This is a genomic window from Enterobacter cloacae complex sp. 342H5 (genome assembly GCF_050030905.1).
Lineage (GTDB): Bacteria > Pseudomonadota > Gammaproteobacteria > Enterobacterales > Enterobacteriaceae > Enterobacter > Enterobacter intestinihominis.
Genome location: NZ_JBLGVB010000001.1, coordinates 402845 through 422609, shown reverse-complemented (window position 1 = coordinate 422609; position 19765 = coordinate 402845). Strand labels below are relative to the sequence as shown.

Sequence of the window (19765 nt, the reverse complement as noted above, 5' to 3'; positions counted from 1 at the left end):
TATGCTTGTTTTGTACTTAGAACCTTGCGATTCTGAAAAATTGCGCACGATACGGCTTAATTGTACACATTCAGTCAGCGATATCACCAATAACCTCAATCACTTCGTTTAACGCCTGTTGTGGTTTTTCACTGTCTAACCAGTGAACCCCCTCCCAACCGCGCAACCAGGTGATCTGGCGCTTCGCTAACTGTCTCGTGGCGCAAACACCTCGATAAACCATTTCATCGTATGAAATCTCGCCTTCAAGATACGACCACATCTGGCGGTATCCCACACAACGAATGGAAGGCATGTCCGTATGCAAATCTCCACGGGCAAAAAGCGCCCGCACTTCTGCTTCAAAATCTGAAGCCAACATCTGATGAAAACGCTGCTCAATTCGTTGATGGAGCAGTTCACGGCTCGCCGGGGCGATGGCGAACTGATGCACCTGATACGGCAGAGCGTCTCCTGACGTTTGCGTCAGTTCCGTTAAAGTTTTACCCGAAATGAAAAAAACTTCCAGTGCCCGGGAAAGCCTTTGCGGATCGTTTGGGTGGATTCGCGCTGCGGCAACCGGATCAATCTCTTCCAGTTGCCTGTGCAAAACGTCCCACCCCTGCTCTGCCGCCTGCCGCTCAATCTCCGCTCTCACTTCCGGATCGGCCGATGGCAGAGGCGATAACCCCTCCAGCAGCGCCTTAAAGTAGAGCATCGTGCCGCCAACTAACAGCGGTATGCGTCCCGCGGCGGTAATCTCGGCCATCTCAGCTAAGGCGTCGCGGCGAAAATCTGCTGCGGAGTAAGCCTGTGCCGGGTCGAGAATATCCAGTAAACGGTGCGGTGCCGCACGCAGTTCGTCTGCGTTGGGCTTCGCCGTGCCGATGTCCATTCCTCGGTAAATGAGGGCTGAATCAACGCTAATCAACTCTACTGGCAAAACTTTACGTAACTCAATGGCTAACGCCGTTTTACCGGAGGCCGTTGGCCCCATTAAAAAAATCGCCTTTGGCAGGCTCGCCTTACTTACATCAGTCATGTTTCAGGGCGGTCATCGCCGTTTTTAAATCAACAGGTTGTAACAAACCACCTGGCGGCGCTTTCACCAGCTGTGGACAGAGGCGTTCCACCTCTGCCAGAACGGTAATCGCCTGCGCCATACTCCACGGCGAATGTTCGCTGGCCAGATGGCGGGCGATCCACTGCGCGGTATCGGCGGCATCAAACGTCGTTTGTTGCGCCAGGTAGCCTATCAGTTCAGGAATCAAGTTTTGTAAATTTTGTTGGCGTAAGGGTAAAGGCACTGCGCGAATTGTCACATGCTGCGCGTCCAGTACGATTTCAATCCCCATTTCGGCAAGAAGCGCCTGGGCACGCTGCAAAACCCCTGTTTCCTCATGGTTTATTTTCAACCGAACCGGGATCAGTAACGGCTGAGCGCAGGCGGCGTTTTCCCCTGGCGTCAGTTGCGCCTGTTTAAGCCAGCGTTCCGCTACCGGCAACGCCAGCAGCATCAATTTCCCCTCGCGTTCAAGCAGTGCCATGTCCGGGGCGACAATCGTCAATACCCGGCCAAAACTCTGGCTATGTCCGTCAAGGGAAGACGGGGATACCTCAATATGTTCTTTCCGTTCCACGGCTGGGGTGTCCAGCAATTTACGGTATAACGCCCCTTGCTGCTTTTGATACCCCGGCTGGGCATTTGGGTAGTTGGCGCCCGTCGGGCGCGGTGCGCTTCCCGCTGACGAAAAACGCGGAGCCACTGGTTCGCGCGCGGCTGCGGGTTCAGCGAAATGGTTACGTCCGGCCGCCACGCGATTTTCTGGCAGCGATCGCGGTGCAGGAACGTCGTTTTCCAGCGGCAGCGTTGGCTCAGCCTGCTTCTGCAAAACGCTAACGACGCCCTGATAGATAAAATCATGCACCAGACGCGACTGGTGGAAACGCACCTCGTGCTTGGCGGGGTGCACGTTAACGTCAACCTGATGCGGGTCGATCTCCAGATAAAGCACAAAGGCGGGCTGTTGATCGGCGCCGAGCTTATCTTCACAGGCCTGGCGAATGGCGTGGTTAATCAGACGGTCGCGCATCATTCGACCGTTGACGTAGCAGTACTGAATCTCAGCAAACGCGGCGCTACTGGCGTTCGGATCGGCAACCCAGCCGCGCAGGGCCAAATCGCCATGCTGCCACTCAATGGCCAGCGCTTTTTCCAGGAACGGCGTGCCGCAGATGGCGCCCAGCCGACGCTCCTTTTGCCCGCCTTCCGCCACTGCCCGGTACTGACGCATCACCTTACCGTTATGACTGAGGTTAAGAGTGACATCAAAGCGTGCCAGCGCGATGCGGCGGATGATCTCGTCGATATGTCCGAATTCGGTCTTCTCGGTTCGCATAAACTTGCGCCGGGCGGGCGTGTTATAGAAAAGATCTAGCACTTCAAGCGTGGTGCCTACCGGGTGCGCCGCTGGTTTAACCGTGACGTCCATATCGCGCCCTTCGGCGTAGGCCTGCCAGGCTTCCTGCTGGTCGACCGTGCGGGAAGTCAACGTTAAGCGGGAAACGGAGCTGATACTGGCCAGCGCTTCGCCGCGAAAACCCAGGCTGATAATCGCTTCCAGATCGTCAAGTGACGCAATTTTACTGGTGGCATGACGCGCCAGCGCCAGCGCCAACTCGTCCTTTTTGATGCCACTGCCGTTATCACGAATGCGGATAAGCTTTGCGCCCCCGCGTTCAATATCGATATCAATGCGGGTCGCCCCTGCATCGAGGCTGTTTTCCACCAGCTCTTTCACCACCGATGCAGGGCGTTCCACCACCTCACCGGCGGCGATTTGGTTCGCGAGCTGCGGCGGTAGAACCTGAATCGGCATGAACTCTCCTTAATTAGTCGCGGTCATCTCACCCGGCAGCGCGGCGCTTGCCGTCTGGGCTGCCCCGCCCTGCGGCGCAGACTGAAGCGGATGCGCGTCAAAGTATTTACGCAGACCGTTATAAATCGCTTCAGCAATTTGCTGCTGATAGCTGTCGCTTCCCAGTAAACGCTCTTCACCGTGATTACTGATAAAACCCGTCTCTACCAGAATCGACGGAATATCCGGCGAACGCAGGACACCGAGGCTCGCATGTTCCGGACGACGCTTATGCAGCGATCCGACGCTTTGCAGCTGGTTGAGTACGTTAGTGGCGACATCATACCCGACGCGCTGAGAATGACCGAACTGTAAATCCAGTACCGCCTGGCTGAGATACGGATCGGCCTGGCTGTTTGCCAGCACATCGCCTGCCCCGCCTAACAGTTCAGACTGCTTCTCGTGCTCTTCAAGCCAGTTCGCCATTTCACTGTTGGCACGACGGTTCGACAGCACCCATACCGACGCGCCGGTGGCGTTACGGTTCGGCGCAGCATCCGCGTGAATCGACACCAGGAAGTTGGCGTTTTGCTTACGCGCCACATCCGAGCGTCCCATCACTGAAATAAAGTAATCTCCGTCGCGGGTCATGACCCCTTTAAACATCGGATCGTCATTCAGAAGCGCACGCAGCTTACGGGCAATGGCGATAGTGACGTTTTTCTCCCGCGTGCCGCCCGGGCCAATCGCGCCAGGATCTTGCCCGCCGTGTCCGGCGTCGATGGCGATAATCACTTTGTCGCCACTGACCGGCGTTCGCCGCGCGCTGACCGCCGGACGCGTCACCGTGTTGCTGCTGGTCACGGCGGTAAGTCGGTCATTTTGTGATTTAAACGGATTACGGGCTGGCTCAGACGGCCTTGGGGTATAAACCGGCGCTTCTACGCGTTTTGCTACCACAGGTGCAGGCGGTGGCGGCGGCGGAACATCAGCATTAATGGTAAAAACCACCGTATAACTGGCGCCGTTTTGCTGCTTAACCGCCTTCGTTTTGCCCTTTTCGGTGAGATCGACCACCAGACGCAGAGACTGCGCATCCTTCGGCGTCCCCGAACGGATGCTTTTCACCAGATTGTTGCCGCTGAACTGGAGCGGCAGCCCCTGGATCACCCCGGACTGTTTAATATCGAGCGCCACGCTGCGGCTGTCGATTTGTGAGAAAGCATATTCAGGATCGCCCATAAAGCTGAAGGTAATGCGGGCCTGGCTATCGCCATTCGACACCTGAATATCCGAGAGGCTGGCCGCACCGGCCTGCGCGCACAGCAGAACCGTGGCAGCCAAAATCCAACCTTTAACGCGATTAATCATCCCGTTATCCCTACGCTCAACCGGCTAAACGCGCCAGTAAGGAACAGCCTGATGAGGAAACCGCACTGATGCGCGCCTCACGCCCTTGTGCCTGATAATCCAAGTGAATTTCGACATCCGGGTCAGGCAGCACACCCGCACCTTGTTGCGGCCACTCCACCAGGCAAATGGCGTCGTTGGCAAAGTAATCGCGGATCCCCATAAATTCCAGCTCCTCAGGATCCGCAAGACGATATAAATCAAAGTGGTACACCATGATATTTTCAAGCGTGTACGGTTCTACTAGCGTATAAGTCGGGCTTTTTACGTTCCCGTTATGGCCTAACGCCTGCAAAAAACCACGGCTGAAGGTTGTTTTACCCGCGCCTAAATCACCATACAGATAAATGACGGTCGCCCCCTGACAGGCCTGCGCCACGCGCTTGCCGAGATCTAAAGTGGCTTGTTCATCAGGTAAAGGAATCGCTCGATTAGTCATTTTCTACGTCAATCACATCCGGGTTAACAACACGCCGCAGCGTGCAAAAAAGATCGGTGGCCAGCATACCGCGCGTTCCGTAACGAGCAGCCAGCCTGTCAGCCGCCGCACCGTGGGCCACGCAGCCAGCACAGGCTGCATCATAAAGGGGAAGTTTCTGTCCGAGCAATGCGCCAATGATGCCAGAGAGCACATCACCCATGCCGCCGCTCGCCATGCCTGCATTACCGGCATCAACGATGCCCATCGCATCATCGCTGGCGATAACGGTCCCCGCCCCTTTCAAAACGGCAACACCTCCGTAACGTTTTACCAGACGTTGGGCTGAAAGTAAGCGATCGCTTTCAATTTCTGCCACGCTACAGTTAAGCAGCCGTGCGGCTTCGCCGGGGTGTGGCGTCAGAATGCGATTGTGACGCTTATCCGGGTTTATTGCCAGAAGGTTAAGCGCGTCGGCATCCCAGAGCATCGGCTTACGAAAATTCTCGGCCTTTTGCAGGGCCTGTTTACCCCACTCCTGCTGACCCAGGCCCGGACCAATGACTACCACGTCCGCCCACTCAAGACCCTCTTCAATCGCCTGTGGGGCAAGCTCGTGGACCATCAGCTCCGGCCGCGCGGTAATAATCGGCGGAATGTTTTCGCTGCGGGTCAGCACGCGTACTAATCCGGCACCGCTGCGCAACGCGGCCTCTCCTGTCATGCGAATCGCACCTGCCGTGCCATGATCGCCACCGATAATCAGCAGCCGGCCATGATCACCCTTATGGGATGTGGGGCGGCGCGGAGGCAGCCACTGAGCAAGCAGGGAGGCATCAAAGCGGGTGATGTGGGTATCCTGTCCAGCCAGCCAGTTTTCCAGCCCCAGTGCGTTGTGATGTAACGTCCCCACGACATCCCGCGCTTTTCCGGTAAGCAAACCCGGCTTCAGGGCGATAAAGGTCACGGTGTGCGCAGCCTCAATCGACACGCCCGGCGTCGCGCCGGTTTGCGCCATCAGGCCGGAGGGAATATCCAGCGCCACCACCGGGGCGGGGTGCGCATTAGCGTGGGTAATCAGCGCGGCGACGTCATCGCGAGGCGCGCGCATCAGCCCCGTCCCCAGCAGACCATCAACAATCACGTCGACATCCTCGGGCCAGATAATATCAGGCGCATGAATAATGCCCCCCGCATTCAGCCAGGCCTCTCTCGCCATGCCAGCCTCTTCCGGTAGCGGCTTGTCGCTCTCCAGCGCCAGCAGGGTAACGCGCAGCCCCGCCGCCACCGCAAGACGAGCCACCACATAGCCATCGCCACCGTTATTGCCGTGCCCGCACAGAATCAGGTAGTGCGAGGCATCCGGATAAGCCGTGCGCGCTACGTTAAACGCCGCCTCGCCCGCGCGCTGCATCAGTTCATAAAGGGTAACGCCCAGGCTATCTGCGGCCTCTTTTTCGGCCCGACGGAGGTCATCCGCATGCCAGATGGAATGTGGTATACTTGCGGGGTTTTTCTTCACAGTATGGTCCGTCATGTCACAGCCCCTCGATCTCAATGAATTAGCGCAAAAAATAAAACAGTGGGGTGCTGAACTGGGCTTCCAGAAGGTCGGTATTACCGATACCGACCTCTCTGCCAGCGAGCCTAAGCTACAGGCATGGCTGGATAAACAATACCACGGCGAGATGGAGTGGATGGCGCGTCACGGTATGATGCGTGCCCGCCCCCACGAGCTGTTGCCGGGTACGCTGCGCGTCATTAGCGTACGCATGAACTATCTGCCCGCTAACGCGGCCTTTGCGCGCACGCTAAAAAATCCTTCGCTGGGTTACGTCAGCCGATACGCGCTGGGACGTGATTACCATAAACTTCTGCGCAACCGTCTAAAAAAGCTCGGGGAAACCATTCAGCAGCACTGTGTTTCGCTGAATTTTAGACCCTTTGTCGATTCTGCGCCTATTCTTGAGCGCCCGATCGCCGAAAAAGCCGGGCTTGGCTGGACAGGTAAGCACTCACTTATCTTAAGCCGCGACGCGGGCTCATTCTTTTTCCTGGGTGAACTGTTGATTGATTTACCCCTGCCGGTAGACGGTCCGGTGGAAGAAGGGTGTGGCCGCTGCGTGGCCTGTATGACCATCTGCCCAACGGGCGCTATCGTTGAACCCTATACCGTTGATGCGCGCCGCTGTATCTCTTATCTCACCATCGAGCTGGAAGGTGCTATTCCAGAGGAATTTCGTCCGCTTATTGGCAACCGCATCTACGGCTGTGATGACTGCCAACTGATTTGTCCGTGGAACCGTTATTCACAGTTGACGGACGAAGAAGACTTCAGTCCCCGCAAGGCGTTACATGCCCCGCAGTTGATCGAACTGTTCGCCTGGAGCGAAGCCTGGTTCCTGAAGGTGACGGAAGGTTCCGCCATACGTCGTATCGGCCACCTGCGCTGGCTGCGTAATGTGGCTGTTGCGCTGGGTAATGCCCCATGGGATGAAGCCAATCTTCAGGCACTTGAAAGCCGCAGAGGTGAGCACCCACTTCTTGATGAGCACATAGAATGGGCGATTGCGCAGCAAATTGAGAAGCGAAATGCCGGCGTGGTTGAAGTGCAGTTACCGAAGAAACAGCGCCTGGTCAGGGTGATTGAAAAAGGGCTGCCACGGGATGTGTGATATATTCACAGGCTGTGAATAAAAATAAGAATTCAGGCGCAATAAGGTTTAGCAAACAGGTCAAGTGATCTCAATAACATTTTGAAATCAAACTTTCTTCATAGATTACAGTTAATTACGAAGATATTATTCACCCTGCTAACATTTTGCACAACTGGGATTTATCACAGTTTCTGTGGATAACTCTGTTTACAAGAGTGTTTCAGATACAATAGAAAACGTCCCCAACGAAGCATTTCGCTGTGGATAATTTAGGAAAGAAGAAGAATTTGGAGCGGGAAACGAGACTCGAACTCGCGACCCCGACCTTGGCAAGGTCGTGCTCTACCAACTGAGCTATTCCCGCTTGGGTATTCTGGTGCTGTGCGTATCTTGCGATACTTTCAAATTTTGGAGCGGGAAACGAGACTCGAACTCGCGACCCCGACCTTGGCAAGGTCGTGCTCTACCAACTGAGCTATTCCCGCTTGGGTGTTCTGGTGCTGGCGTATCTTGCGATACTTTTCAAATTTTGGAGCGGGAAACGAGACTCGAACTCGCGACCCCGACCTTGGCAAGGTCGTGCTCTACCAACTGAGCTATTCCCGCAAATCTGTACTGCTTTTGTTGCTGTCGTAACGTGTAATTCTCTGTCGTTACGGGAGGCGCATTATACGAGAAATCCGTTTAGCTGCAACCCCCCTCAAAGCGATTTTTTTGAAATTCAGTTCAAGTGCTTATTTAATCGGCAAGCTGAACAATTTAGCGACAAAAACCCGGCCACGCAACGCGCCGGATCGCAAAATTAAAGCTTAATAAAGTTTTCGCGATAGTACGCCAGCTCCGCAACAGACTCACGGATGTCGTCCATTGCCTGGTGCGTCCCCTGCTTTGTGAAGCCGTCGAGAATTTCCGGTTTCCAGCGGCGAGCCAGCTCTTTTAAGGTGCTCACATCCAGATAGCGGTAGTGGAAGTAGGACTCCAGCTCCGGCATGTACTTAAACAGGAAACGACGATCCTGCCCAATGCTGTTGCCACAGATAGGCGATTTTCCTGCCGGCACCCACTGCTTCAGAAACTCAAGCGTCGCCAGTTCCGCTTCGCGGTCGCCCAGAGTGCTGGCCTTCACGCGTTCCACCAGCCCGCTGCCAGTATGGGTACGCACGTTCCACTCATCCATCAGCGCAAGCTGGTCATCGGACTGGTGCACGGCAATCGTTGGGCCTTCCGCCAGAATATTGAGGTTGGCATCGGTGACCAGTGTGGCGATCTCAATAATGCGATCGCGCTCGGGATCCAGGCCGGTCATCTCCAGATCGATCCAAATCAGGTTGTTTTCGTCCGCGCTCATGTTATTTTCCACCCTTCTCGCTTAACCGGCAGTAGCAGGTTAACTAGTATTAATTAGAGTGTATCATAGAGGTTTTGCCCGCTATGGGCGACCAGGAGCCAGCGCGATTGAGTAAAAATAAACTCTCCAAAGGGCAGCAGCGCCGCGTGAATGCAAATCACCAGCGCCGTCTTAAAACCACTACGGAGAAGCCCGATTACGACGACAACCTGTTTGGCGAAGCGACGGAAGGCGTGGTGATTAGCCGCTTCGGTATGCATGCCGATGTCGAGTCTGCCGACGGGGACATCCACCGTTGCAATATCCGTCGCACCATCCGTTCCCTGGTGACCGGTGACCGCGTGGTCTGGCGTCCAGGCAAAGCGGCTGCGGAAGGGGTAACGGTTAAAGGTATCGTTGAAGCCGTGCATGAACGCACGTCGGTTCTGACCCGTCCTGATTTCTACGACGGCGTAAAGCCCATTGCCGCCAATATCAACCAGATCGTGATCGTTTCAGCGATTTTACCCGAACTTTCGCTCAACATTATTGACCGTTACCTGGTGGCCTGCGAAACGCTACAGGTTGAGCCGCTCATCGTGCTGAATAAAATCGATCTGCTGGATGACGAGGCCATGGCCTTTGTGAATGAGCAGATGGATATCTATCGCAATATTGATTATCGCGTTTTGATGGTTTCCAGCCGCACCAAAGATGGCCTGAAGCCGTTAGAAGATGCGCTGACCGACCGCATCAGTATCTTTGCAGGGCAGTCTGGCGTGGGTAAATCGAGCCTGCTTAACAACCTGCTCGGCCTTCAGCAAGAAATCCTGACCAACGATGTGTCGGACGTCTCCGGGCTGGGCCAGCACACTACCACCGCCTCACGTCTCTATCACTTCCCGCACGGCGGCGATGTGATTGACTCCCCGGGTGTGCGTGAATTTGGTCTCTGGCATCTCGAGCCGGAACAAATCTTTAACGGATTTGTCGAATTCCATGACTATATAGGCGCTTGCAAATACCGCGACTGTAAACATGACAACGATCCGGGCTGCGCCATCCGCGAAGCGGTGGAGAACGGTGAAATAGCGGAAACCCGTTTCGAAAATTACCATCGTATTCTCGAAAGCATGGACCAGGTAAAAACGCGTAAAAACTTTTCTGATTCTGATAACTGACAACTAAGCTAAGCGTCGCTAAAATCGTCCCCTTTTTTCAGGTTCCGGCAGCGTACTGCCGGATCAGGAACGACAAAACAATGGCCTGGAGGCTACCTTGTTAAACTCATTTAAACTTTCGCTTCAATACATTCTGCCTAAACTGTGGCTCACTCGCCTGGCGGGCTGGGGCGCGAGCAAACGAGCGGGCTGGCTGACCAAACTGGTCATCGACCTGTTCGTGAAATACTACAAGGTCGACATGAAAGAAGCGCAGAAGCCGGATACGGCAAGCTACCGCACCTTCAACGAATTTTTTGTGCGTCCGCTGCGCGACGAAGTGCGCCCGCTGAATACCGACCCGAACGTGCTGGTGATGCCTGCTGACGGCGTGATCAGCCAGCTGGGTAAAATTGAAGACGACAAAATTTTGCAGGCGAAAGGCCATAACTACAGCCTGGAAGCGCTGCTGGCCGGTAACTACATAATGGCGGATCTGTTCCGCAACGGGACTTTCGCGACCACCTATCTCTCCCCACGCGACTACCACCGCGTTCATATGCCGTGTAACGGCATCCTGCGCGAGATGATCTACGTGCCGGGGGATCTGTTCTCTGTAAACCACCTGACGGCGCAAAACGTCCCTAACCTGTTTGCCCGTAACGAGCGCGTCATCTGCCTGTTTGATACTGAATTTGGCCCAATGGCGCAGATTCTGGTAGGTGCTACCATTGTGGGCAGCATCGAAACCGTCTGGGCGGGCACCATTACGCCGCCACGCGAAGGCGTGATCAAGCGCTGGACCTGGCCTGCCGGGGAAGAAGAAGGTTCTGTGGCCCTGCTGAAAGGTCAGGAGATGGGCCGCTTCAAGCTGGGCTCAACGGTCATCAACCTGTTCGCACCGGGCAAAGTTAACCTTGTCGACGAGCTGGAAAGCCTGTCCGTGACCAAACTCGGCCAGCCTCTGGCAGTATCGACGGAGGTCTTTGCAACGCCAGACGTTGCGCCAGCCCCGTTGCCGGAAGAAGAGATCAAAGCCGAGCACGATGCCAGCCCGCTGGTTGACGACAAAAAAGACGAAGGTTAACAACAGAAGGATCGCTGACGTGCGCCCGATTATCGTATTACTGATGGCCTGGTGCCTCAGCATGGGGGCGTACGCAGCGACGGCCCCCGACGCCAAACAGATAACCCAGGAGCTGGAGCAGGCAAAAGCGGCGAAACCCGCTCAGCCGGAGGCCGTTGAGTCGCTCCAGTCTGCACTGAACGCACTTGAGGAACGAAAGGGTTCTCTTGAGCGCGCCCAGCAATATCAGCAGGTTATCGACAACTTCCCCAAACTCTCTCAGACCCTGCGCTCGCAGTTAAACAGCCTGCGTGATGAACCACGCCAGGTACCCGCAGGGATGACGTCCGAGGCGCTGAATCAGGAGATCCTGCAAGTCAGCAGCCAGCTGCTGGAAAAAAGCCGTCTGGCACAGCAGGAGCAGGAACGGGCGCGTGAAATTGCCGACTCTCTCAGTCAGCTTCCACAGCAGCAAACCGATGCCCGCCGTCAGTTAAATGAGGTGGAACGCCGCATTGGGACGCAGACCGGCAACACCCCGCAGAATCAGGCCCAAAATCTTGGGCTACAGGCGGAATCCGCCAGACTTAAAGCACTGGTTGATGAACTGGAGCTGGCACAGCTTTCTGCTAACAACCGCCAGGAGCTGTCGCGGATGCGTTCGGAACTGGCGCAGAAGCAGAGCGAACAGCTGGATGCGTATCTCCAGGCGCTGAGAAATCAACTCAACAGCCAGCGTCAGCGTGAAGCTGAACGTGCGCTGGAAAGCACCGAGTTGTTGGCCGAAAACAGCGCTAACCTGCCCGACAGCATCGTCGCCCAGTTTAAGGTTAACCGCGAGCTTTCTGCCGCGCTGAATCAGCAGGCGCAGCGCATGGATTTGGTGGCCTCGCAGCAGCGTCAGGCCACTAATCAAACCCTCCAGGTTCGTCAGGCTCTCAACACGCTGCGTGAACAGTCCCAGTGGCTTGGCTCATCTAACCTGTTGGGCGAAGCGTTACGCGCACAGGTGGCTCGTCTGCCAGAGATGCCAAAACCGCAGCAGCTTGATACGGAGATGGCGCAGCTGCGCGTTCAGCGTCTTCATTATGAAGACCTTCTTAATAAGCAGCCGCAAATCCGCCAGATCCGTCAGGCTGACGGACAGCCGCTCACCGGCGAGCAAAGCCGTATTCTGGAAGCGCAGCTGCGCACCCAACGCGAACTGCTCAATTCCCTGTTGCAGGGGGGCGATACGCTGATCCTCGAACTCACCAAGCTGAAAGTCTCAAACAGCCAGCTGGAGGACGCGCTGAAAGAGGTCAACGAAGCCACGCACCGTTACCTGTTCTGGACCTCCGACGTGCGGCCGATGACCTTCGCCTGGCCGATCGAGATCGTGCAGGATCTGCGCCGCCTCATTTCGCTGGACACCTTCAGCCAGCTGGGTCTCGCCAGCGTGATGATGCTCACCAGTAAGGAGACCATCTTCCCGCTGCTGGGGGCACTGATTCTGGTGGGTTTCAGTATTTATTCCCGTCGCCACTTCACCCGTTTCCTTGAGCGCTCCAGCGCCCGTGTGGGGAAAGTGACACAGGATCACTTCTGGCTGACGCTGCGTACAGTGTTCTGGTCAATTCTGGTCGCGTCTCCGCTGCCGGTGCTGTGGATGACGCTCGGATACGGCCTGCGTGAAGCCTGGCCCTATCCGCTTGCCGTCGCAATTGGCGATGGCGTGACCGCCACCGTTCCGCTGCTGTGGGTGGTGATGATTTGCGCCACGTTTGCGCGGCCAAATGGTCTGTTCATCGCTCACTTTGGCTGGCCGCGTAATCGCGTGGCGCGGGCGATGCGCTATTACCTGATGAGCATCGGGCTGATTGTGCCGCTAATTATGGCGCTGATCATGTTCGATAATCTCAATGACCGGGAGTTCTCCGGCTCGCTGGGACGGCTGTGCTTTATGCTGATCTGCGGGGCATTAGCGGTAGTGACGCTCAGCCTGAAGCGCGCCGGGATCCCGCTTTATCTCGACAAGTCCGGCAGTGGCGATAACATGTTTAACCGTCTGCTGTGGAACCTGCTGCTTAGCGCGCCGCTGGCGGCGATGCTGGCGGCGGCTGTCGGTTATCTCGCCACATCGCAGGCGCTGCTCGCACGGCTGGAAACGTCAGTAGCTATCTGGTTCCTGCTGCTGGTGGTCTACCATGTAATTCGCCGCGGCATGCTGATCCAGCGTCGTCGTCTGGCGTTTGACCGTGCCAAACATCGTCGCGCAGAAATACTGGCTCAGCGCGCGCGGGGTGAGGAAGAGCCGAACCACGTCAACAGCACCGAAGGGACTTCAGACGCCGATGACGTCGAACTGGATCTCGATGCGATCAGTACCCAGTCCCTGCGGCTGGTACGCTCAATTCTGATGCTGGTTGCCCTGCTGTCGGTGATCTTCCTGTGGTCGGAAATCCACTCTGCGTTTGGCTTCCTGGAGAACATCTCTTTGTGGGATGTGACGTCGACGGTGCAGGGGGTCGAAAGCCTGGAGCCCATCACCTTAGGGGCCGTGCTGATTGCGATTCTGGTACTCATTATCACCACGCAGCTGATCCGTAACTTCCCTGCCCTGCTGGAGCTGGCGCTGTTGCAGCATCTGGATTTAACCCCCGGCACAGGCTATGCGATCACCACCATTACCAAGTATTTAATCATGCTGTTTGGTGGGCTGGTTGGCTTCTCGATGATTGGTATCGAATGGTCAAAACTGCAATGGCTGGTTGCCGCCCTGACCGTAGGCCTGGGCTTTGGTTTACAGGAGATCTTTGCCAACTTCGTCTCGGGTCTGATCATTCTGTTTGAAAAGCCGATTCGAATTGGCGATACGGTGACCATCCGCGATCTGACCGGCAGCGTCACCAGGATCAACACCCGCGCCACCACCATCAGCGACTGGGACCGTAAAGAGATCATCGTTCCGAACAAAGCGTTTATCACCGAGCAGTTTATTAACTGGTCGCTGTCTGACTCCGTCACGCGTGTGGTGCTGACCGTACCCGCTCCGTCGGATGCCAACAGCGAAGAGGTGACGCAGATCCTGTATACGGCTGCTGAACGCTGTTCGCTGGTAATCGACAACCCGCCGCCGGAAGTCTTCCTGGTTGATTTGCAGCAGGGGATCCAGATTTTCGAGCTGCGTATCTACGCCGCCGAGATGGGACACCGTATGCCGCTGCGCCATGAGATCCACCAGCTGATCCTGGCTGGCTTCCGCGAGCACGGAATTGATATGCCGTTCCCACCTTTCCAGATGCGTCTGGAAACGCTGGACGGACGTAAGACGGGAAGAACGTTGACGTCTGCGGCGCGTTCGCGCCCGGCGGGAAGTTTATAATCCATTTCCCCCTCCCTTCCGGGAGGGGTTTTTTCATCCGCTATGCCACTTCTGCCACGCAGGTCATCATGCGGCGGCGGTAGTTCTCATAAATCCCCATTGCCAGCAGCGAGAAGAAGATCGGTCCGCCAACCATCCACAGCGTGCTGCTCCAGTCATTTGCCTCAACCACGGGCTGAATGACGGTAAAGATGTTGGCGAACGCGACGACCAGCACCACAACAGTGGTCGCCAGCAGCGTCGCCACGCGGGTTTTGAAGATCACAAACGGTCGCTCCAGATCTCGCTTCGCCTTAAAGAACGGGAACGCCAGCGCCAGGAATAGGTACGGAAGCGTCATCGATACGTTTGCCATCAGGGTCAGCTTGTTATAGAACGCCGACGCGGTATCGCCGCCAAAGGACACCAGCAGAATGAACACGCACACCAGCATGCACTGCATCCACATTGCGTTGGCAGGCATACCGGCAGCGTTCAGCTGCGTCATACGTGCAGGCCACAGCGCCTTTGGCGTCCCCTGAATAATCGCTTTCAGCGGCGAGTAGATCAGCGTGAAGAACGCGCCAGTATAGGCGAGGAACATCGACAAACCGGTAATCCGCGCAAACCAGATCCCCAGGGTGGCCGACGTTTCCGGCGCGAGATCCATGGCGTTGCCCAGCGTCACCCCCAGGCTTTTCATCAACACGTAGGTAATGTTGCCGAGGTTGGTGGTGTTATTGCTCAGTACCTGCTGCCAGTGGGTGCTGACGCCCCAGAGGAAAATCGCCAGCGAGTAGCCAATGGAAATGACGATGGCGGCAAAGATAATGCCTTTGGCGAAGTTCTTTTCCGGGTTTTCGGTTTTATCGACCAGCCCGCCCACGGCTTCAATTCCACCGTAAGCAAAGATGGCAAACACCACGAAGGAGAGCATGGCCAGCCCGGACTGGTAACCCGGATTAGGCGATGAAACGAAGTTGACTTCCTGTGCGAAATGCCCGCCGTTCAGGCACAGAATAGCGATACTGACCAGCAGCAGCACCAGGTTCAGGCACATCACGGAAATTCCGCCAACGGCAGTGATACGGGCAATTTTGTTGATGCCTTTCGAGGCCACCCGCGTGACAACCACCATCCAGCACACCGCCAGAATACCGACCACCTGTGTGGAACTCAGCCCCGCCAGAGACCAGACCTGCGTTTTATCCGCACCGAAGAGAAACGTTGAGAACGGCACCCAGACCTTGGCCGCCGTGCTGACCATCCAGACGACATAGGATGAAAACCACATGAACGTACCGATAAACGCATAACGCGGACCGACGCTGTTGTTCATCCACGAATAGATGCCGCCTTCTTCTTTCCTGTACGCCGACCCCATCTCCGCCATCATTAGCGCAAACGGAATAAAGAAGAACAGCGCGGAAACGATATAAAACGGCGTCGCGCTGTAGCCCATCAGATAAAACGCGGACGGGCTATTGGCAAAGCCAAAAACTGACGTAAAAATCATCAGGATGAGCCCGATAAGGGTCATTTTTTTGAGTGAGTGAGACATATAACCATCCGAAACGGAATTAAACTGCGCGGATGGTAGCAGATGACCAGACAAATATTGTGGCTATCCGAGTCAAATGAAGAAAAAGACCCGTGCATAGAGAAGATAGTAGTTTTTAATGTGGCAGAGTTAAATGACCGAGTAGACCGGGTAAGCGACAGCCCCACCCGGCAATTCTTTATGCGCGATCGACCGTAAAGGCAATCACATCGCCCAGTTGTTCTGCGCCCAGCGCCAGCATGACCAGGCGATCCACACCCAGCGCCACGCCGGAGCAGTCCGGCAAACCGGCTTTAAGCGCTTCCAGCAGGTTGGTGTCAATCGGCTGCTGCGGCAGACCGCGCGCGTTGCGCTTGCGGTTATCCTGCTCGAAACGCTGTTGCTGTTCGCGCGCGTCGGTCAGCTCATGGAAACCGTTCGCCAGCTCGATGCCTTTAAAGTACACCTCAAAGCGCTCCGCCACGCGGTGATCTTCGGTGCTGATCTGCGCCAGTGAAGCCTGGCTGGCCGGGAAGTGATAGACAAACGTCGGACGATCTTTGCCAATCTGCGGTTCAACACCAAAGGTGAACAGCAGTTGCAGCAGCGTGTCGCGATCCTCTTCGTTATCCGCCACGTTGCTCAGATCCAGTTTTGCCGCCACTTCACGCAGCTGTGTTTTATCAGCCGACAGCGGATCAATTTCCAGATGACGCTGGAAGGCCTGCTGATAGGAGAGCGTTTCAGCTTCCGCGCAATCCAGCACCTGTTGGAGCAGATCGTCGACTTCGTTCATCAGACGATACATGTCGTAGTGCGGGCGGTACCACTCCAGCATAGTGAATTCCGGATTATGGTGTCGGCCCATCTCTTCATTACGGAAGCTACGGCACAGCTGATAGACCGGACCACACCCGGCCGCCAGCAGACGCTTCATATGGTATTCCGGGCTGGTCATCAGATACAGATTCATGCCCTGAGAGTGGCCTGGGCCAACAAAACGGGTTTCAAACGGGACCAGATGAATATCCGTGACCGTCGCCTGACTCATGCACGGCGTTTCCACCTCCAGGACGCCGCGATCCGCAAAGAAGCGGCGGATCTCCGCCATAATTGCTGCGCGCTTTAGCAGGTTTGGAATGGATGCGCTCGGCTGCCAGGTGGCCGTTTCGCTCATGAGTTATTTCTCCGTTTTCAGACAAGGGCACGAAGTCTACTCGCAAGCCGGGGCAGAGACAAATTTTGCACAGTAAAAGCCCCTTTTCATTGCACAGAGAAATACTGTGACGTCATTCATTAATCACGATGATAAATCACCGCACAGAACAGCAAAAAAATCGAACACGTCAAATTTCCCTCACTTCTACGCGGTTATACTGTTTTACCCATAAAGGAGCAGTGGAATCGCTTCCGCAATCGTCCGTTCGGGCAGGTGAACGTCCTTTAGCTCATCACGTTGCGGGAAAACAAAAATCTGGAGGAATGTCGTGCAAACTTTTCAAGCCGATCTTGCCGTAATAGGCGCTGGCGGGGCTGGATTACGCGCTGCAATTGCTGCGGCACAAGCCAATCCGAACGCCAAAATCGCATTGATTTCAAAAGTCTATCCGATGCGCAGCCACACGGTAGCCGCAGAAGGAGGATCCGCCGCCGTCGCGCAGGATCATGACAGCTTCGAATACCATTTCCACGACACGGTTGCAGGGGGCGACTGGCTTTGCGAACAGGATGTCGTTGATTACTTCGTGCACCATTGCCCAACGGAAATGACCCAGCTGGAACAGTGGGGATGTCCTTGGAGCCGCCGTCCGGACGGGAGCGTCAACGTCCGCCGCTTTGGTGGCATGAAGATCGAACGCACCTGGTTTGCCGCCGATAAGACCGGCTTCCACATGCTGCACACCCTGTTCCAGACCTCCCTCCAGTTCCCACAAATCCAGCGCTTTGACGAACATTTCGTTCTCGACATTCTGGTCGACGACGGTCATGCGCACGGACTGGTAGCAATGAACATGATGGAAGGCACGCTCGTCCAGATCCGCGCTAAGGCGGTGGTGATGGCAACGGGCGGTGCGGGCCGCGTATACCGCTACAACACCAACGGCGGCATCGTCACCGGTGACGGTATGGGCATGGCGCTCAGCCACGGCGTCCCGCTGCGTGATATGGAGTTCGTCCAGTATCACCCAACCGGCCTGCCGGGCTCCGGTATTCTGATGACGGAAGGCTGCCGCGGCGAAGGCGGTATTCTGGTCAACAAAAACGGCTATCGCTATTTGCAGGATTACGGCATGGGTCCGGAAACCCCGCTTGGCGAGCCGAAAAACAAATACATGGAACTCGGCCCACGCGACAAAGTCTCTCAGGCTTTCTGGCATGAGTGGCGCAAAGGCAACACCATCTCAACGCCGCGCGGCGACGTGGTACATCTCGACCTGCGTCATCTCGGCGAGAAGAAACTGCTGGAGCGTCTGCCGTTTATCTGCGAGCTGGCAAAAGCCTATGTGGGCGTCGACCCGGTGAAAGAGCCGATCCCGGTGCGTCCAACCGCGCACTACACCATGGGCGGTATCGAAACCGACCAGCAGTGCGAAACCCGCATCAAAGGGCTGTTTGCGGTGGGTGAGTGTTCCTCCGTCGGTCTGCACGGCGCAAACCGTCTGGGCTCGAACTCGCTGGCTGAGCTGGTGGTCTTTGGTCGCATGGCGGGCGAACGCGCGATGGAGCGTGCCGCAACGGAAGGTGAAGCTAACAGCGCGGCGCTGGATGCGCAGGTTGCAGACATCGAAAAACGCCTGAAAGGCCTGGTGAACCAGGAAGGTAACGAAAACTGGTCGAAGATCCGCGACGAAATGGGGCTGTCGATGGAAGAAGGCTGCGGGATCTACCGTACGCCAGAGCTGATGCAGAAAACCGTCGACAAGCTGGCAGAACTCCAGGAACGCTTCAAGCGCGTGCGCATCACCGACACCTCCAGCGTCTTCAATACCGACCTGCTCTATACCATTGAACTGGGCCACGGCCTGAACGTCGCAGAGTGTATGGCCCATTCCGCCCTGGCGCGTAAAGAGTCCCGCGGCGCACACCAGCGCCTGGATGAGGGCTGCACCGAACGTGACGACGTCAATTTCCTTAAACATACTCTCGCCTGGCGCGATGCGGATGGTACCACCCGTCTGGACTACAGCGACGTGAAAATCACTACGCTGCCACCGGCGAAACGCGTGTACGGTGCAGAAGCAGAAGCCGCCGATAAGAAGGAGAAGGCGAATGGCTGAGATGCAAAAACTGAAAGTTGAAGTGGTGCGCTACAACCCGGAAGTGGACGCCGCGCCGCACAGCGCTTTCTATGAAGTCCCTTACGACGAGCAAACCTCCCTGCTGGATGCGCTCGGCTATATCAAAGATAACCTGGCCCCGGACCTGAGCTACCGCTGGTCCTGCCGCATGGCAATCTGCGGCTCCTGCGGCATGATGGTCAACAAAGTGCCGAAGCTGGCGTGTAAAACTTTCCTGCGTGATTACACCAAGGGCATCAAGGTTGAAGCGCTGGGCAACTTCCCGATTGAGCGCGATCTGGTGGTCGACATGACCCACTTTATCGAAAGCCTCGAAGCGATTAAGCCGTACATCATCGGCAACCCGCGCACGCCGGATCAGGGGCCAAACACCCAGACGCCCGCGCAGATGGCGAAATACCATCAGTTTTCCGGCTGCATCAACTGCGGCCTGTGCTACGCCGCCTGTCCACAGTTTGGCCTGAACCCTGAGTTTATCGGCCCGGCCGCCATTACCCTGGCGCACCGCTATAACGAGGACAGCCGCGACCACGGCAAAAAAGAACGTATGGCACAGCTTAACGGCCAGAACGGGGTCTGGACCTGCACGTTTGTCGGTTACTGCTCCGAAGTCTGTCCGAAGCATGTCGACCCGGCCGCCGCCATTCAGCAGGGAAAAGTGGAAAGCTCGAAAGACTTTCTTATCGCTACCCTGAAACCACGCTAAGG

The 19765-nt window shown here is 56.2% G+C and carries 14 protein-coding genes and 3 tRNA genes; 6 read left to right on the top strand and 11 right to left on the bottom strand.

Annotated elements, in window-relative coordinates; all coding sequences use genetic code 11:
- Positions 1-70 precede the first annotated feature (70 nt).
- The 5 genes from miaA to nnr are packed head-to-tail and all read right to left on the bottom strand — an operon-like array spanning position 71 to position 6202.
- Positions 71-1021: a tRNA (adenosine(37)-N6)-dimethylallyltransferase MiaA gene (gene miaA / locus ACQG03_RS02070; protein ID WP_063163224.1), complete on the bottom strand. Its 951-nt coding sequence runs from the start codon at positions 1019-1021 to the stop codon at positions 71-73.
- Positions 1014-2858, bottom strand: coding sequence for a DNA mismatch repair endonuclease MutL (gene mutL / locus ACQG03_RS02065; protein WP_063152400.1), 1845 nt, complete (start codon positions 2856-2858; stop codon positions 1014-1016). Before mutL ends, miaA begins: the two co-directional genes overlap by 8 nt.
- Positions 2859-2867: 9 nt before the next feature.
- Positions 2868-4208 (bottom strand): N-acetylmuramoyl-L-alanine amidase AmiB, encoded by a 1341-nt coding sequence (gene amiB, locus ACQG03_RS02060; RefSeq protein ID WP_022646817.1) that lies wholly within the window; start codon positions 4206-4208, stop codon positions 2868-2870.
- A gap of 16 nt (positions 4209-4224) precedes the next feature.
- Complete coding sequence (gene tsaE, locus ACQG03_RS02055; RefSeq protein ID WP_003855970.1) at positions 4225-4686, bottom strand: tRNA (adenosine(37)-N6)-threonylcarbamoyltransferase complex ATPase subunit type 1 TsaE; 462 nt, start codon at positions 4684-4686, stop codon at positions 4225-4227.
- A complete protein-coding gene (gene nnr, locus ACQG03_RS02050) occupies positions 4679-6202 on the bottom strand; it encodes a bifunctional ADP-dependent NAD(P)H-hydrate dehydratase/NAD(P)H-hydrate epimerase (RefSeq protein ID WP_038415132.1) in 1524 nt (507 codons plus the stop codon). Before nnr ends, tsaE begins: the two co-directional genes overlap by 8 nt.
- Here nnr and queG point away from each other — a divergent pair.
- The gene (gene queG / locus ACQG03_RS02045; protein WP_015572463.1) at positions 6201-7340 is read left to right on the top strand and encodes a tRNA epoxyqueuosine(34) reductase QueG; all 1140 of its coding nucleotides are present in this window, start codon (positions 6201-6203) and stop codon (positions 7338-7340) included. The genes nnr and queG overlap by 2 nt on opposite strands.
- A gap of 270 nt (positions 7341-7610) precedes the next feature.
- On the opposite strand, the gene ACQG03_RS02040 is transcribed toward queG, so the two are convergent.
- The 4 genes from ACQG03_RS02040 to orn all read right to left on the bottom strand — a co-directional run bounded on the left by ACQG03_RS02040 (position 7611) and on the right by orn (position 8670).
- Positions 7611-7686 (bottom strand) — tRNA-Gly (locus ACQG03_RS02040).
- Positions 7687-7731: 45 nt separating this feature from the next.
- A tRNA-Gly gene (locus ACQG03_RS02035) sits at positions 7732-7807 on the bottom strand.
- Between the two features lie 45 nt (positions 7808-7852).
- A tRNA-Gly gene (locus tag ACQG03_RS02030) sits at positions 7853-7928 on the bottom strand.
- A gap of 196 nt (positions 7929-8124) precedes the next feature.
- The gene (gene orn / locus ACQG03_RS02025; RefSeq protein ID WP_003855965.1) at positions 8125-8670 is read right to left on the bottom strand and encodes an oligoribonuclease; all 546 of its coding nucleotides are present in this window, start codon (positions 8668-8670) and stop codon (positions 8125-8127) included.
- Positions 8671-8777: 107 nt separating this feature from the next.
- On the opposite strand from orn, the gene rsgA reads away from it, so the two are divergent.
- From rsgA to mscM, 3 genes are all read left to right on the top strand, one after another.
- Positions 8778-9830, top strand: a complete 1053-nt coding sequence (rsgA, locus tag ACQG03_RS02020) for a small ribosomal subunit biogenesis GTPase RsgA (protein ID WP_074148355.1) — start codon at positions 8778-8780, stop codon at positions 9828-9830.
- Between the two features lie 97 nt (positions 9831-9927).
- Positions 9928-10896, top strand: coding sequence for an archaetidylserine decarboxylase (gene asd, locus ACQG03_RS02015; protein WP_022646813.1), 969 nt, complete (start codon positions 9928-9930; stop codon positions 10894-10896).
- Between the two features lie 19 nt (positions 10897-10915).
- Positions 10916-14239, top strand: coding sequence for a miniconductance mechanosensitive channel MscM (gene mscM / locus ACQG03_RS02010; protein WP_022646812.1), 3324 nt, complete (start codon positions 10916-10918; stop codon positions 14237-14239).
- A 40-nt stretch (positions 14240-14279) separates the two neighbouring features.
- Here the strand turns inward: mscM and yjeM are convergent, their stop codons facing one another.
- Together yjeM and epmA are read right to left on the bottom strand one after the other, a co-directional pair.
- Positions 14280-15779 carry a glutamate/gamma-aminobutyrate family transporter YjeM gene (gene yjeM / locus ACQG03_RS02005; RefSeq protein WP_063163226.1) on the bottom strand — a complete coding sequence of 500 codons (1500 nt, stop codon included), beginning with the start codon at positions 15777-15779 and terminating at the stop codon, positions 14280-14282.
- Positions 15780-15957: 178 nt separating this feature from the next.
- The gene (gene epmA, locus ACQG03_RS02000; RefSeq protein WP_003855960.1) at positions 15958-16935 is read right to left on the bottom strand and encodes an elongation factor P--(R)-beta-lysine ligase; all 978 of its coding nucleotides are present in this window, start codon (positions 16933-16935) and stop codon (positions 15958-15960) included.
- 310 nt (positions 16936-17245) lie between these two features.
- Here epmA and frdA point away from each other — a divergent pair, with 310 nt between their 5' ends.
- Positions 17246-19036, top strand: a complete 1791-nt coding sequence (gene frdA / locus ACQG03_RS01995) for a fumarate reductase (quinol) flavoprotein subunit (protein ID WP_063163227.1) — start codon at positions 17246-17248, stop codon at positions 19034-19036.
- Positions 19029-19763, top strand: coding sequence for a succinate dehydrogenase/fumarate reductase iron-sulfur subunit (locus ACQG03_RS01990; protein WP_022646809.1), 735 nt, complete (start codon positions 19029-19031; stop codon positions 19761-19763). Before frdA ends, ACQG03_RS01990 begins: the two co-directional genes overlap by 8 nt.
- Positions 19764-19765: the final 2 nt, after the last annotated feature.

Coding starts and splice junctions, on each gene's coding strand:
- miaA (WP_063163224.1), bottom strand. CDS start 1,021: ATGACTGATGTAAGTAAGGCGAGCCTGCCAAAGGCGATTTTTTTAATG.
- mutL (WP_063152400.1), bottom strand. CDS start 2,858: ATGCCGATTCAGGTTCTACCGCCGCAGCTCGCGAACCAAATCGCCGCC.
- amiB (WP_022646817.1), bottom strand. CDS start 4,208: ATGATTAATCGCGTTAAAGGTTGGATTTTGGCTGCCACGGTTCTGCTG.
- tsaE (WP_003855970.1), bottom strand. CDS start 4,686: ATGACTAATCGAGCGATTCCTTTACCTGATGAACAAGCCACTTTAGAT.
- queG (WP_015572463.1), top strand. CDS start 6,201: ATGTCACAGCCCCTCGATCTCAATGAATTAGCGCAAAAAATAAAACAG.
- nnr (WP_038415132.1), bottom strand. CDS start 6,202: ATGACGGACCATACTGTGAAGAAAAACCCCGCAAGTATACCACATTCC.
- orn (WP_003855965.1), bottom strand. CDS start 8,670: ATGAGCGCGGACGAAAACAACCTGATTTGGATCGATCTGGAGATGACC.
- yjeM (WP_063163226.1), bottom strand. CDS start 15,779: ATGTCTCACTCACTCAAAAAAATGACCCTTATCGGGCTCATCCTGATG.
- epmA (WP_003855960.1), bottom strand. CDS start 16,935: ATGAGCGAAACGGCCACCTGGCAGCCGAGCGCATCCATTCCAAACCTG.
- ACQG03_RS01990 (WP_022646809.1), top strand. CDS start 19,029: ATGGCTGAGATGCAAAAACTGAAAGTTGAAGTGGTGCGCTACAACCCG.